The organism is Streptomyces sp. NPDC059355, from assembly GCF_042752335.1.
Taxonomy (GTDB): Bacteria; Actinomycetota; Actinomycetes; order Streptomycetales; family Streptomycetaceae; genus Streptomyces.
The window spans coordinates 117002-129635 of sequence record NZ_JBHYXN010000017.1 but is presented as its reverse complement, the minus strand read 5'-3'; the positions used below and the strand labels follow the sequence as shown (position 1 = coordinate 129635).

The following is a 12634-nucleotide window of genomic DNA, read 5'->3' as shown; positions in this document are numbered from 1 at the left end:
GGTGCGCGGGGCTTCCAGCGTCTCACCAAAAAGTTTGACGGTCAACACGATCACACCCCGTATCGGCGGGCAGCCCGGTTCTCCCAAGGGGCGTGGAGATCGTCCGCTGTTCCGAGCCTTCCACGGAACACCGCCTCCGGCAACGCCTCGACGGCGGAACGCGCAGATCCGGCAGGGTGCGGGCCCCCTGGAGATGTGATCAGTACATGATCAGCCGATCCGTCAACGGATCGCGAACCCGTCGTAGCCACCACGCGGTGTGCCCCAGATCTCTGTCACTCCGTCCGCCCTCCCGGGCGTGTCGGCGGAGCGCAGCCAGTCGAGCAGCCGGTGGCAATTCTCACGTTGACCTTCGGCCACCACCTGCACTCGCCCGTCGTCGAGGTTGAGCGCGAACCCGACGACTCCGCCGATCTCCAGCGCATTGGCCCTGGTGAACCAGCGGAAGCCCACTCCCTGTACACGGCCGCGCACCCACGCGGTCATGCGGACATCTTCGTTCATGCGTGAACGCTAACGGGGCGACGAGTTTCGCCCCACATCGCCCCGGCGCCCCATCGCGTACAGTCGCGCACCAGTGAACTCACCCATTTGGGTGAGTAAGGGATGATCTTGAGCCGCAAGGAAGGCACGTCGCCGATGGGACGCCACCGACTTCACGCCGCGCCGGTCCGCGACGGCAACCGCCGCACCCTCGTGCGCACCGCCCTGCTGGGAGGCGCCGTGGCCGTGGTCCTCGGCACCGCGGCGGTGACCACGGGCATGGTGCCGGTCGGCAGTTCCTTCCCCTATGTCGGCGTCAGCGCCGACGGCTCGACCGCGAAGACGCAGGCCGGGGCCGAGACGGAGGCCTCGCCGAGCCCGGCGCCCGTGCCCGAGCAGCAGGGCGGCCTCGCCAACCTCTCCGGCCGCGCCTCCGCCGGCCCCGACTCGGACGGCCCGTCGCCCTCGGCCTCTCCCTCGGTCTCACCCTCGCCGTCCGCCCCTCCCTCCCCGTCGGCCTCGCCGACCCCCTCCGCCTCACCCACCCCGTCGGCATCGGCATCCGCATCCGCCCCCGCCAAGGTGCAGGCGAAGCCGCAGCAGAGCCCGCTGCCGGTCCCGGTGCCCGTGCCGCCGAAGGCGGCCGCGCCCAAGCCGCCGGCCCCGCCCAAGCCGCCCGCCCCGCCGACCACGCCGACGCCATCGACCCCGTCGGCCACGCCGGCCCCGACGCCCGACGACGGCCACTCCGCGGAGGAGACCGCCGTGCTCACCCTGGTCAACCAGGAACGCGCGCAGGCCGGCTGCGGTCCGGTCCGGGCGAACCCGCCGCTCGCGGCGCTGGCCGGCTCCTTCAGCAAGGACATGGCCACCCGCGGCTTCTTCGACCACACCGACCCCGACGGGAACACCCCGTGGGACCGCGCCACCAAGGCGGGCCTCTCCGGGCTCGGCGGTGAGAACATCGCCCGCGGCCAGGGCGACGCCCAGGCGGTCATGAACGCCTGGATGAACAGCCCCGGCCACAAGGCGAACATCCTCAACTGCGAGTTCCGCACCCTCGGTGTCGGCGTGTACGTCGCCGCCGGCGGCCCCTGGTGGACTCAGGACTTCGGCTTCTGACCGCAGCGCACTTACTGATCGAAAGCGCACTCTTCTGGCCAGCGCTGTCCGGAGTTAAGCTGGTCGGCATGGAGACTGAACTGCCGTTTGACGCCTTCGCGCGCGCGTGCCCGTCCCGGGGGACCCTGGAGCACGTCACGGGCCGCTGGGGCAGCCTCACGGTGGGCGCCCTGCGCGACGGCTCGTGCCGGTTCAACGAGCTGCGCCGCAAGGTCGACGGCGTGAGCGAGAAGATGCTCTCCCAGACCCTGCAGGCACTGGAGCGCGACGGCATCGTCAACCGCGAGGCACAGCCGACGAACCCGCCGCGCGTCGACTACGAGCTGACCCCGCTCGGCGTCGAGATCGCCGACCGGCTGCTCGCGCTCATCCACTTCCTCGAAGACAGCATGCCCCGGGTCATCGACGCGCGGGAGTCCTACGACGCCACGCGCGGCGGCCGCTGACAGCGCGGGCAGAAGTAGCTGGACCGGTTCATCCACGGGCGGCGGCGCATCGGGGTGCCGCAGCGCCGGCAGGGCTCGTCCTCGCGCCCGTAGGCGTCGAGCGACCGGTCGAAGTAACCGGATTCACCGTTCACATTGACGTACAGGCTGTCGAAGCTGGTGCCGCCGACGTCCAGGGCCGCGTTCATCACGTCCCGCACGTGGCCGAGCAGTTCCGCGCTCCGGGGGCGCGTCAGCGTGGCGGTGGCGCGCTCGTAGTGCAGCCGCGCCCGCCACAGCGCCTCGTCGGCGTAGATGTTGCCGACCCCGCTGATCAGGGACTGGTCCAGCAGGGCCCGCTTGACGGTGGTCCGCTTGGCGCGCAGCGCCGCGTGGTAGGCGGCCTCGTCGAAGAGGGGGTCCAGCGGGTCCCGGGCGATGTGGGCGATGACGTCGGGCAGCCCGTCGGGCGTGTTCTCGTGGAGCGAGAGCCCGCCGAAGGTGCGCTGGTCGACGAAGCGGAGCTCGGTCCCGGCGGCGTCCTCGAAGCGCACGCGGATGCGCAGGTGCTTCTCGTCGGCGGCCTCCTCCGGCTGCACCAGGAGCTGTCCGCTCATGCCGAGGTGCCCGAGCACCGAGAGGTCCCGCCCCTCCAGGGGCAGCCACAGGTACTTGCCCCTCCGCTGCGGGACGCCGATCGTCCCGCCCGTGAGCCGGGCGGCGAAATCGGCCCCGCCGGCCGGGTGGCGGCGTACCGCGCGCGGGTGGAGCACCTCGACGGCCGCGACGGTCCGGCCGGCCACCCAGCGCTCCAAGCCCCGCCGTACGACTTCGACTTCGGGCAGCTCGGGCACGGCGGTCCTCCGGGACGATGCGGTCGTGATGCGTTCTGGCGGCTCTCCGCGAGCGTACCGGCCCCGTGCCGGCCCGCCCCGCCCGGCCCGGAAACGAGGCCGCCCGCCCCTGCGCGGTGGCAGGGGCGGGCGGGAGATCCCGAAGGAAGGGCTCAGCCGTTCGGCGTCGGGTCGGCGGGCGTCGGCGACCCGCCGTCCTCGGCCGATGCCGAGACCGCGGCATCGGCCTCGGTGTCGGCCGGAGCCGTCACCGCGACCTGGGCGGCGGCGGATGCCGCGGCTTCCGCCGCGATCCGCTCGTCCGCCTTGGCCCGGATTCCGCGCCATGCGGACTCCGCGGCCTGCTGTTCCGCTTCCTTCTTGCTGCGGCCGGTGCCGGTGCCGTACGAGACACCACCGACGCGGGCGGCAGCGGTGAAGGTCTTCTCGTGGTCCGGACCGGTCTCGGTCACCAGGTATTCCGGTACGCCGAGGCCTTCGGCCGCCGTGAGCTCCTGGAGACTGGTCTTCCAGTCCAGGCCGGCACCGAGGTTCGAGGACTTCTCGATGAGCGGGTCGAAGAGCCGGTGAACCAGCTCCGAGGCCGCGTCGAGGCCCTGATCGAGGTAGACCGCGCCGATCACCGCTTCAAGCGTGTCGGCGAGGATGGAGGCCTTGTCCCGGCCACCCGTGCCCTCTTCACCCCGGCCGAGCCGGATGAAGGAGCCTAGGTCGAGGCCGCGCCCGACCTCCGCCAGTGCGCGCGAGTTGACCACCGCGGCCCGAAGCTTGGCCAGCTGGCCTTCGGGCAGGTCGGGGTGGGTCGTGTACAGCGTGTCCGTGACCACCAGGCCGAGCACGGAGTCCCCGAGGAACTCCAGGCGCTCGTTGGTGGGCAGACCGCCGTTCTCGTACGCGTACGAGCGGTGGGTCAGTGCACGCACCAGAAGGGCGGACTCGAGTCGATACCCGAGCCGCCCTTCCAGAAGCGTGTGGGACGAGGCCGCGTTGTTACTGTCTGCCTGCTTCTCAGCGTTGGACAGCTCAGACATTGCGCCTCTCACCAGCCGCTCAGACCTCGAGGACCTGGCGCTTGTTGTAGGTGCCGCAGCTCGGGCACGCGATGTGCTGGAGCTTCGGCTCCTGGCAACGCTCACACGAAACCAGGGTGGGGACCGCAGCCTTCCACTGCGACCGGCGGTGGCGCGTGTTGCTGCGCGACATCTTCCGCTTCGGAACAGCCACGGCTACTTCTCCTGCTTCTCGGCGGCGCCCTGAACTCCGTCAGAGGCAGTGCCGCTCATGTTGTCCTTCTCGTCGTCCTGATCGGTCACGACGAGTCCCTGCAATGCCGCCCAACGGATGTCGACGGCGTCATGGTGGTGGTCCGGGTCGTCGTTCAGGCTGAGCCCGCAATCGGGGCACAGTCCGAGACAGTCCTCCCGGCACACCGGCTGCATGGGCAGTGCAAGCACCACCACATCACGCAGCACGGGTTCGAGGTCGAACAAGCCGTCCTCGAGGAAGAGCGTGTCCTCGTCGTCCTCGGCGTCGTCGGCCGGCTCCGCTTTGGCGCGGCTCCGGTCGTCGGCGTCAGGGTACGAGAACATCTCCTGGAAGTCCGCCTTGAGCTCGCGCTCGACGGACTCCAGACACCTTACGCACTCCCCTACGGCCGATGCACGGGCGGTGCCTGTGACAAGCACCCCTTCCATGACCGACTCCAGGCGGAGGCTGAGCTTCATCGGGGCGCCTTCCGGTACCCCGATGACGCCGACGAGACCGAAGTCCGCCGGTGTCGCGATCTCACGGGACAGCCGCTGCATGGCACCAGGACGCCGACCCAGCTCGTGCGTGTCGAACACGAGGGGGTTGCGGTGGTCGAGGCGGGTATTCAGGGCCGTTCCTGCTTTCACAGATCGCTGAAGATCAAAGATTCCGCCACATAAGGGCAGCATGGATCGCGGTGCATACGCGCGACCGAAGAGCCAGGATACCCGGCGCTTCGCTCTGAGCCCAATCCGGCCTCAGCGACCCTGTTCGTACTGGCGCAGCTGGTCCAGGTTGATCATGCTCGTGTCGAAGAAGCTGGTCTCGTCGAGCGCGGGCTGCTCGGGGTGCTGCTGGGCCTGCTGGGTCTGGTGCTGTGCGGCCTGCGGCTGCTGCGCGGCGTACTGCGCGGCGTAAGCCGCACCGGTGGAGCCGGTGCTTGCACCGGCGTACGGGTCCGGCTGCTGCTCGTAGCCCATCGCCGCGTACGGGTCCGACTGCTGGACCTGCTGCTGGTAGGCGTAAGGGTCCTGGTAGGCGTAGGCATCCTGCTGCTGCGGCTGCTGGTAGCCGTACGCGTCGTACGCGGGCTCCTGCTGGGCCTGCGCCGGGATCACCGGGGCCGCGGGCTCCGCCAGGCCCGCCAGGAAGTCCGCGTCGCTCGCCGAGCGGGACTGCTGCGCGCCCGCGGCGTCCTGGGCGGCCATGTGTGCGCCGAGGTCGTCGGTGGGCACCCGGCCCAGAAGCTTCTGCCGGCCCCGGCCGACCGCCTCCAGGGTCTTGGAGAGGACCGCCTCGAAGGTCGCCAGCTTGGTGTCCACGTACGCGTCCGCCTGCTGGCGCTGCGTCTGCGGATCGTGGCTGCGCTCGGGCGCCTCGGCGTCCGGGAAGCCGTCCTCGTCGAGCCCGGGCCCGCGGCCCAGGAGCTTCTCGCGGCCGCGGTCGACGGAACCGATGGTCTTGCTGAGCACGACCTCGAAGTTCGCGAGCTTGCTGTCGACGTAGTCGTCGGCCTCGGCGCGGATCTCGTCGGCCTCCCTGCGGGCATCCGCCAGGATCCGGTCCGCCTCGGCCTGCGAGCGGCGCGCGACCTCGGTGTCGGAGATGAGCGAACCGCGCTGGGCGTGCGCCGACTCGATGATCTGCTCCGCCTCGCGGCGGGCGTCCTCGACCATCTGCTGCCGGCCCCCGATGAGCTCCTGCGCCTGCGCGAGCGAGCCGGGCAGCGCCTCGCGCACCTCTTCGAGCTGCGCGAGCAGCTCGGCGCGGTTGATCACGCAGGAGGCCGACATGGGCATGGACCGGGCGCCGCCGACGGCCGCGACGATCTCGTCGAGCTTCTTCTGCACGTCCATGGGGGCTCGCACTCTCTCGGCCTCGGGCGGTTCCTGAGACGGACGGGACGACTGTAAGGCCACCGGGTGAACGCCCGGCACCGGACTGACGGCCCGTCAGTCCGTCAGCGGTTCGCGAGCCGCTCGGTCAGCGCCGCGTGCACGTGCGGCGGCAGCAGGTGGGCGACGTCGCCGCCCCAGGTCGCGACTTCCTTGACCAGGGAGGACGACAGGAAGCTGTAGGTGGGGTTGGTCGGCACGAACAGCGTCTCGACTCCCGAGAGGCCCATGTTCATCTGGGCCATCTGGAGCTCGTAGTCGAAGTCGCTGACCGCGCGCAGGCCCTTGACGATGGCCGGGATGTCGCGCTGCTTGCAGAAGTCGACGAGCAGTCCGTGGAAGGACTCCACCTCGATGTTGCCGTAGTCGGCGGTCGCCTCGCGGATCAGCTCGATCCGCTCCTCGACGGTGAACAGCCCCTGCTTGGACTGGTTGATCATCACGGCGACGTGCACGACGTCGTAGAGCCGGGAGGCCCGGCCGATGATGTCGAGGTGTCCGTTGGTGATGGGGTCGAATGACCCGGGACAGACGGCTCGGCGCAACTTGGGTCCCTCGCTCTCCGATGCGGGCATCATGAGTCTTCGCTGGTGAAGGCGGCGCGACCGTACCAAAGGGTGCCTTCGCCGTACTTGCGGGAGCGCAGCGGCCCGAAGCCCTCGGGCCACGGGAAGGCGCCGCTGCGCGTACTGCGCTCCACGGTGACGAGCGCATCGTCCGTGAGCCAGCCATTGGCGCGGAGTGTGAGCAGGATCTCGCCAAGATCGTCGTGGCCGACGGCGTACGGCGGGTCCAGGAAGACGACGTCGTACGGGTCGGCGCCCGCCGGGACCGCCACGATCTGCTCCGCCTTGCCCGCCCGGAACTCGGCGCCGGGCAGGCCCAGCGCCTTGATGTTGTCCCGGATCGCCTTGGCGGCCTTGGCCTCGGGCTCCACCAGCAGCGCGTGGGCCGCGCCGCGGGAGAGGGCCTCCAGGCCGACGGCGCCGGAGCCCGCGTACAGGTCGAGGACCCGGGCCCCGTCGATGCCGTGCAGCGACTCCCAGGTGGAGAACAGGCCTTCACGCATCCGGTCCGAGGTCGGCCGGGTGCCGGTGCCCGGGGGCACGGTCAGCCGTCGCCCGCCGGCGCTGCCGGCGATCACGCGGGTCATCTGGGGTCCTTCGGTACGACGGTCATGGCTACTGCGGAGTTCCACGATAGGTCGTACCGCTCGGGACGGCCCCGGGCGGTACCGGGCGACCACGGCTCAGCCCTTCTCCAGGTACTGCTCCCGCTCGGTGTCCAGCAGGGCCTCCAGCGCGCTCCGCAGACCCGGCAGCCCCTGCAGCTCGGGGTCGTCGGCGACCACGCGGGTGGCCTCCTCCCGGGCCTGGGCGATGACCTCCTCGTCCTCGATGACCGCGAGCATGCGCAGCGAGGAGCGCACGCCCGACTGGGCCTGGCCGAGGACGTCGCCCTCCCGGCGCTGTTCCAGGTCGATGCGGGAGAGCTCGAAGCCGTCGAGGGTGGCGGCGACCGCGGCGAGCCGGGCCCGGGCGGGGCTCGCCTCGTGCATCTCGCTGACCAGCAGGCACAGGCCGGGCGCGGAACCGCGGCCGACGCGGCCGCGCAGCTGGTGGAGCTGGGAGACGCCGAAGCGGTCCGCGTCCATGATCACCATGACCGTGGAGTTCGGGACGTTCACCCCGACCTCGATGACGGTGGTGGCGACCAGCACCTTGACCTCGCCGGCCGCGAAGCGGCGCATGACGTCGTCCTTGTCCGCCGGGTCCATCCGCCCGTGCAGCACCTCCACCGACAGCCCGGCGAGCGGCCCGCGCCTGAGCTGCTCGGCGATCTCCAGGACGGCCAGCGGGGGCCGCTTCTCCGCGTCGTCCTCGGCGGAGCCCTTCTTCCTGGGGTCGTCCTCGCCGTCGCCGATGCGCGGGCACACCACGTACGCCTGGTGCCCGTTCTCGGCCTCCTCGCGCACCCGCTCCCAGGCCCGGGCCAGGAAGTGCGGCTTGTCCTTGGCCGGGACGACGTGGGTGGCGATCGGGGAGCGGCCGGCGGGCAGCTGGTCGAGGACGGAGGTCTCCAGGTCCCCGAAGACGGTCATCGCGACGGTGCGCGGGATCGGGGTCGCGGTCATCACCAGCAGGTGCGGGGGCTGCTTCCCCTTGGACCGCAGCGCGTCGCGCTGCTCGACGCCGAAGCGGTGCTGTTCGTCGACGACGACCAGGCCCAGGTCGTGGAACTGCACCTTGTCCTCGATGAGCGCGTGCGTGCCGATGACGATGCCGGCCTCGCCGGTGACCAGGTCGAGCAGGGCCTGGCGGCGCGCGGGCATCCCCATGGACCCGGTGAGCAGCACGACCTTCGTCCCCTGGTCGGAGCCGCCGAGCATCCCGCCCTCGGCGAGCTCGCCCATTATCTCGGTGATGGACCGGTGGTGCTGCTGGGCGAGCACCTCGGTGGGCGCGAGCATGGCGGCCTGCCCGCCGCAGTCGACGACGGCGAGCATGGCCCGCAGCGCCACCATCGTGTTGTGCGTCACGGTGAAGTTGTCGGTCACATAGGCGCGGCTCGGATGCTCGACGCTGATGCACTGGACCGGCTTGGGCCCAACGTGCTCAACGGTCCGGATACCGCGCCGGAAGGTGTTGTACTTCGGCCTCTGCCGCATGCGTGCCGCCTTGCGCGGCAGCCGGAAGGGCTCGAACTCTTCGGGCAGCGCGACGGACACGTTGAAAGCCGATTTCTCGGGCAGCACGCGAGCACGTCCACCGAGAGAACGCACAAGCCAGGCCACGTCCTGCGCCAGCCGCGCGGAGGCAGAGCAGAAGGAAACATCCATTCCGTCCGCGTGAAGCGTGCCGTCCGTGTCCATGAGTCCTTGAAGGACCGCCAAGCGGTCCTTGACCGGTGCGTTCTTGTAGATGTCCGGGACGAACTCGGCATGTGAGGTGGTACCCCACAGCCCCAGATCGCGAACCGCCTGGACAACGGGATTCCGTCGGCCACCTCCCCTCGGCCCGCTCATCCGGATCGTGTCGTCGCAGGCGGATCCGGGCACACCGGCCATCGCGCGGTCCGGGGCGAGCGCCGCCTCGACCGCGGCCAGAATCCCGTCGTCCGTGGTGGAGAGGCTCAGGTTGTGCCGGAAGGAGCCGTCACCGATGAGTACGCCGACCAGGTAGGGATCCAGTGGTTGACGGCCACCGTTCCCGAGGTCCACAGGAACAGCCACCGGCAGGTACCACTTGGAAGATCCATCGGCCTTGTACAGGTCCGACCGGATCTCCCTCGTGGTCATTACCTCGGGCTCTTGGCCACGGTGCCATCCACAGCTCGTGCCGACGATCCACAGGTGTTCGTCATCGCACTCGACAGCGCTCCCGTCCGAGAGCACCACCCGCCACACTTCGCGTTCTCCTTGCGGGAAGACACCGCCCACGAGTGCGATCTCCCCGGAGGGCACCACCACCTCGTCCCCGACCTTGATGTCCCCCATGGGTCGGAAACCCGTGGGTGTCAGGACCAGGGAGTCGAGGGGCTGGGCCTTGCCCGAGCCGACCTCGCCCTGGAGGAGGCGGTGCATGGGGTGTTCCGTGGCCAGGTCGTCGAAGATCTCGCGGGAGACCGTCTGCTGGCCGTCGGTGAGGGTGAAGGGGAGCTTGGCGTCGAAGGCGTCGAGCAGGCCGCCCGGTGCCGGGCGGCGCGGGACGGCGGGGAGCTGGGAGTCGGCGTGCCGGCGGCGGGCCAGGGCGACTTGGAGGACGAAGGCCTCGTCCCACTTCAGCCGCTGGCGGGCGTCCTCGATGTCGGCCTTGGTGCCCGGCCGGTGGACCTTCAGCAGGGCCTCGGTGAGCGGGACCAGCCCGCGGCCCTCGCGCAGGGCGTCCGGCAGCGGGTCCACGGCCTCCCCGGCGCTGGGCAGTACGGCGTCCACGCACTTGGCGATCTTCCAGGACTCCAGCTTGGCGCAGGCCGGGTAGATCGGGATGAGCTGGTTGGCGAAGGCGGTCGCGGCGTCCCGGTCCGAGGCGTCCGCGCCGAGCGGCTCGTACGCGGGGTGGGAGAGCTGGAGCTTGCGGTTGAACAGGCCGACCTTGCCCGCGAACATGGCGCGGGTGCCCGGCAGCAGGTCCTTGTGCGGCTTGTGGACGCCCGCCCCGAAGAAGACCAGCTGGAGGCAGCCGCTGCCATCGGTGATGGTCACCTCCAGGCGTTTGCCGCGGCCCCCGTTGAAGGTCAGGATCCGGGCGTCGGCGACCTGGGCGACGACCGTCACGTGCTCGTCGATCTGGTCGGCGAGCTCGGCCAGCGAGGTCAGCTCGCCGCGCTCGGCGTACCGCCGCGGGTAGTGGTGCAGCAGGTCCAGGGCCGTGTGCAGGCCGAGCTGCTCGGCCAGCACCTTGGCGGTGGCGGGGCCGAGCGTCTTCTTGAGGTCTTCGTCGAGCGCGGGCACGCCTTCATTGCACACCATGACGCTGACAAGTCGGCTATTCGACCCCGATGAGGAGGGGCGCCGAGTACCGCCCGCCGCGGTAGGTGACCGTGTCCACCGCCAGGTGTCCGTGCTGTACGTACGCCTCCAGGCGTTCGGCGAGGGCGTCCGGCACCTCCGGCCCCAGGACCAGGGTGACGAGTTCGCCGCCGGAGCCCAGCATCCGCTCCAGGACGGCCTGGGCGGTCTCGTCGAGGCCGGAGCCGATGACGGCGACGTCGCCGTCGATGAGTCCGAGCACGTCCCCGGCCTGGCAGATGCCGGCGGAGGTGAAGGACTGCCGTTCGGCGACGGCGAGTTCCCCGTAGCGGGTGGCTCCGGCGGTCGCGGTCATGGCGACGACGTCCTCGTCGAAGCTGCCCTCCGGGTCGTGGACGGCGAGGGCGGCCAGGCCCTGGACCGCGGACCGGGTGGGGATCACGGCCACCCGTACGCCGTCGGCGCGGGCCTGTTCGGCCGCGGCGGAGGCGACGGCCCGCTGGTCGGCGCCGCCGGGCAGCAGCACCACTTCGCGGGCGTGCGCGCGCCGGATGGCGTCGACGAGCGCGGCGGCGTCCGGGACCTCGCCGGGGCGGGCGAGCACGGTGGTCGCGCCCGCCTCCCCGCACAGCCCGGCCAGCCCCTCGCCCGGGACCACGGCGACCACGGCCCGCTGGACGCGCTCACCGCGCGCCCGGCGCCGCTCGTCGCCGAAGTGGGTGATGCGGATCCGGTAGGGCCGCCCGGCGACCACGCCGGCCTCCACGGCGGCGCCGGGGTCGTCGACGTGGACGTGCACGTTCCACAGTCCGTCGCCGCCGACCACCACCAGGGAGTCCCCGAGTCCGTCGAGGCGCCCGCGCAGTTCGGCCACGGCGGGCTCGGCGGCCTCCAGCAGGTAGATCACCTCGTACGCGGGCCCGCCCTGCTCCTCGGCGTCGCAGGGCTGCGGCGGCCGCGGTACGGGGACGGCCCGGCCGCGTACGGCCTCGGCGGCGGGCGGGCGGCCCGACAGCGCCTGCGACAGCGCCCCGAGTACGGCGACCAGCCCGCAGCCCCCGGCGTCGACCACTCCGGCCCGGCCCAGCTCGGCCAGCTGTCCCGGGGTGTCCGCGAGGGCCGCGCGGGCGCCGTCGTAGGCGGCCAGGGCCACGTCGGCGGCGGTCCCGGCGGCCGCCCCGGCCGCCTCTGCGGCCCGTGCCGCCGCGGCGGCGGCGACGGTGAGCATCGTGCCCTCCACCGGGTGCGCGACGGCCCGGTAGGCCTCCTCGGCGGCCCGGGTCAGGGCCTCGGCCAGCAGCCGGCCGGGCCCACGGCCCCCGGGCTCGTCGCCGAGCACGTCGGCCACTCCGCGCAGCAGCTGCGCGAGGATCGTCCCGGAGTTCCCGCGGGCGCCTATGAGGGCGCCGTGCGCGTAGGCCCGTACGGCCTCCGCCAGGGTGGCGTCCGCTGTGGTCTCGCTCACACCTGCGGGTGGTGTTCCGAGCGCCTCGGCCAGGGCGCGGTCCGCCGACTCGGCGGTCAGGTAGAGGTTGGTCCCGGTGTCCGCGTCCGCGACGGGGTAGACGTTGATCGCGTCGATGTCCTCGCGGGCCCGGCCCAGCGCGGCCACGGCCAGCGAGCTCCAGGTGCGCACCGCTTCGGCGTCGAGCTCGTCGGCGGGCTGCGGCTGCGGCTCGTGCTGCACCGGGCGTTCCTCCTCGTGCGGGCCAGGGTTCACCGCAGGGTAACCAAGGACTGCGGGGTGTCAGGGGCCACGGGCGGGATCGGCGGCGGCCATGGTAGTTTTCTTGGACGGACGCAGTCGTTGTATGCTGCTCCGGTTGCCCGATGAGAGTCGGGCCAATTCCCCCGGCAAACCACTCAGACTTCTCAGACTTCTGATCCGGTGCGCCGGATTTCACTGTAAGTGCATCTGAAGTCTTTGGAGTGACCTGTGGCTGCCAACTGCGACGTTTGCGCCAAGGGGCCGAGCTTCGGCAACAACATCTCCCACTCGCACCGCCGCACCTCGCGTCGCTGGAACCCGAACATCCAGCGCGTTCGTGCCATGGTCAGTGGGACGCCGAAGCGCCTCAACGTCTGCACCTCGTGCATCAAGGCCGGCAAGGTCTCGCGCTGACGCCAACCGTCGTA

13 protein-coding genes are annotated in these 12634 nt (G+C 71.4%); 3 read left to right on the top strand and 10 right to left on the bottom strand.

Annotated features, from left to right (window positions below):
* Window positions 1-222 precede the first annotated feature (222 nt).
* Complete coding sequence (locus tag ACFXGI_RS18510; protein WP_384707388.1) at window positions 223-504, bottom strand: acylphosphatase; 282 nt, start codon at window positions 502-504, stop codon at window positions 223-225.
* A gap of 135 nt (window positions 505-639) precedes the next feature.
* Here ACFXGI_RS18510 and ACFXGI_RS18505 point away from each other — a divergent pair, with 135 nt between their 5' ends.
* Both ACFXGI_RS18505 and ACFXGI_RS18500 read left to right on the top strand, forming a co-directional pair.
* On the top strand, window positions 640-1605 hold the full coding sequence (locus tag ACFXGI_RS18505) for a CAP domain-containing protein (RefSeq protein ID WP_384707385.1): 966 nt from the start codon (window positions 640-642) through the stop codon (window positions 1603-1605).
* Window positions 1606-1673: 68 nt separating this feature from the next.
* A complete protein-coding gene (locus ACFXGI_RS18500) occupies window positions 1674-2051 on the top strand; it encodes a winged helix-turn-helix transcriptional regulator (RefSeq protein WP_384707382.1) in 378 nt (125 codons plus the stop codon).
* Here ACFXGI_RS18500 and mutM read toward each other — a convergent pair.
* From mutM to ACFXGI_RS18455, 9 genes are all read right to left on the bottom strand, one after another.
* Window positions 2024-2884: a bifunctional DNA-formamidopyrimidine glycosylase/DNA-(apurinic or apyrimidinic site) lyase gene (mutM, locus tag ACFXGI_RS18495; RefSeq protein WP_384707379.1), complete on the bottom strand. Its 861-nt coding sequence runs from the start codon at window positions 2882-2884 to the stop codon at window positions 2024-2026. The two genes, ACFXGI_RS18500 and mutM, sit on opposite strands and share 28 nt — an antisense overlap.
* A gap of 152 nt (window positions 2885-3036) precedes the next feature.
* A complete protein-coding gene (gene rnc, locus ACFXGI_RS18490) occupies window positions 3037-3915 on the bottom strand; it encodes a ribonuclease III (RefSeq protein WP_384707376.1) in 879 nt (292 codons plus the stop codon).
* 19 nt (window positions 3916-3934) lie between these two features.
* Window positions 3935-4108, bottom strand: coding sequence for a 50S ribosomal protein L32 (gene rpmF / locus ACFXGI_RS18485; protein ID WP_003965982.1), 174 nt, complete (start codon window positions 4106-4108; stop codon window positions 3935-3937).
* A 2-nt stretch (window positions 4109-4110) separates the two neighbouring features.
* Window positions 4111-4821, bottom strand: coding sequence for a YceD family protein (locus ACFXGI_RS18480; RefSeq protein WP_384707373.1), 711 nt, complete (start codon window positions 4819-4821; stop codon window positions 4111-4113).
* Window positions 4822-4890: 69 nt separating this feature from the next.
* The gene (locus ACFXGI_RS18475; protein ID WP_384707370.1) at window positions 4891-5988 is read right to left on the bottom strand and encodes a DivIVA domain-containing protein; all 1098 of its coding nucleotides are present in this window, start codon (window positions 5986-5988) and stop codon (window positions 4891-4893) included.
* A 104-nt stretch (window positions 5989-6092) separates the two neighbouring features.
* Window positions 6093-6572: a pantetheine-phosphate adenylyltransferase gene (gene coaD, locus ACFXGI_RS18470; protein WP_384707367.1), complete on the bottom strand. Its 480-nt coding sequence runs from the start codon at window positions 6570-6572 to the stop codon at window positions 6093-6095.
* A 29-nt stretch (window positions 6573-6601) separates the two neighbouring features.
* Window positions 6602-7180 carry a 16S rRNA (guanine(966)-N(2))-methyltransferase RsmD gene (gene rsmD, locus ACFXGI_RS18465; protein WP_384707364.1) on the bottom strand — a complete coding sequence of 193 codons (579 nt, stop codon included), beginning with the start codon at window positions 7178-7180 and terminating at the stop codon, window positions 6602-6604.
* A gap of 96 nt (window positions 7181-7276) precedes the next feature.
* A complete protein-coding gene (locus ACFXGI_RS18460; protein WP_384707361.1) occupies window positions 7277-10498 on the bottom strand; it encodes a helicase-related protein in 3222 nt (1073 codons plus the stop codon).
* A gap of 16 nt (window positions 10499-10514) precedes the next feature.
* Window positions 10515-12185, bottom strand: coding sequence for a DAK2 domain-containing protein (locus ACFXGI_RS18455; protein ID WP_384707358.1), 1671 nt, complete (start codon window positions 12183-12185; stop codon window positions 10515-10517).
* Between the two features lie 249 nt (window positions 12186-12434).
* Between ACFXGI_RS18455 and rpmB the strand changes: the two genes are divergently transcribed.
* On the top strand, window positions 12435-12620 hold the full coding sequence (rpmB, locus tag ACFXGI_RS18450) for a 50S ribosomal protein L28 (protein WP_030298506.1): 186 nt from the start codon (window positions 12435-12437) through the stop codon (window positions 12618-12620).
* Window positions 12621-12634 lie beyond the last annotated feature (14 nt).

Coding starts and splice junctions, on each gene's coding strand:
- ACFXGI_RS18510 (WP_384707388.1), bottom strand. CDS start 504: ATGAACGAAGATGTCCGCATGACCGCGTGGGTGCGCGGCCGTGTACAG.
- ACFXGI_RS18505 (WP_384707385.1), top strand. CDS start 640: ATGGGACGCCACCGACTTCACGCCGCGCCGGTCCGCGACGGCAACCGC.
- ACFXGI_RS18500 (WP_384707382.1), top strand. CDS start 1,674: ATGGAGACTGAACTGCCGTTTGACGCCTTCGCGCGCGCGTGCCCGTCC.
- rnc (WP_384707376.1), bottom strand. CDS start 3,915: ATGTCTGAGCTGTCCAACGCTGAGAAGCAGGCAGACAGTAACAACGCG.
- ACFXGI_RS18480 (WP_384707373.1), bottom strand. CDS start 4,821: ATGCTGCCCTTATGTGGCGGAATCTTTGATCTTCAGCGATCTGTGAAA.
- ACFXGI_RS18475 (WP_384707370.1), bottom strand. CDS start 5,988: ATGGACGTGCAGAAGAAGCTCGACGAGATCGTCGCGGCCGTCGGCGGC.
- rsmD (WP_384707364.1), bottom strand. CDS start 7,180: ATGACCCGCGTGATCGCCGGCAGCGCCGGCGGGCGACGGCTGACCGTG.
- ACFXGI_RS18460 (WP_384707361.1), bottom strand. CDS start 10,498: ATGGTGTGCAATGAAGGCGTGCCCGCGCTCGACGAAGACCTCAAGAAG.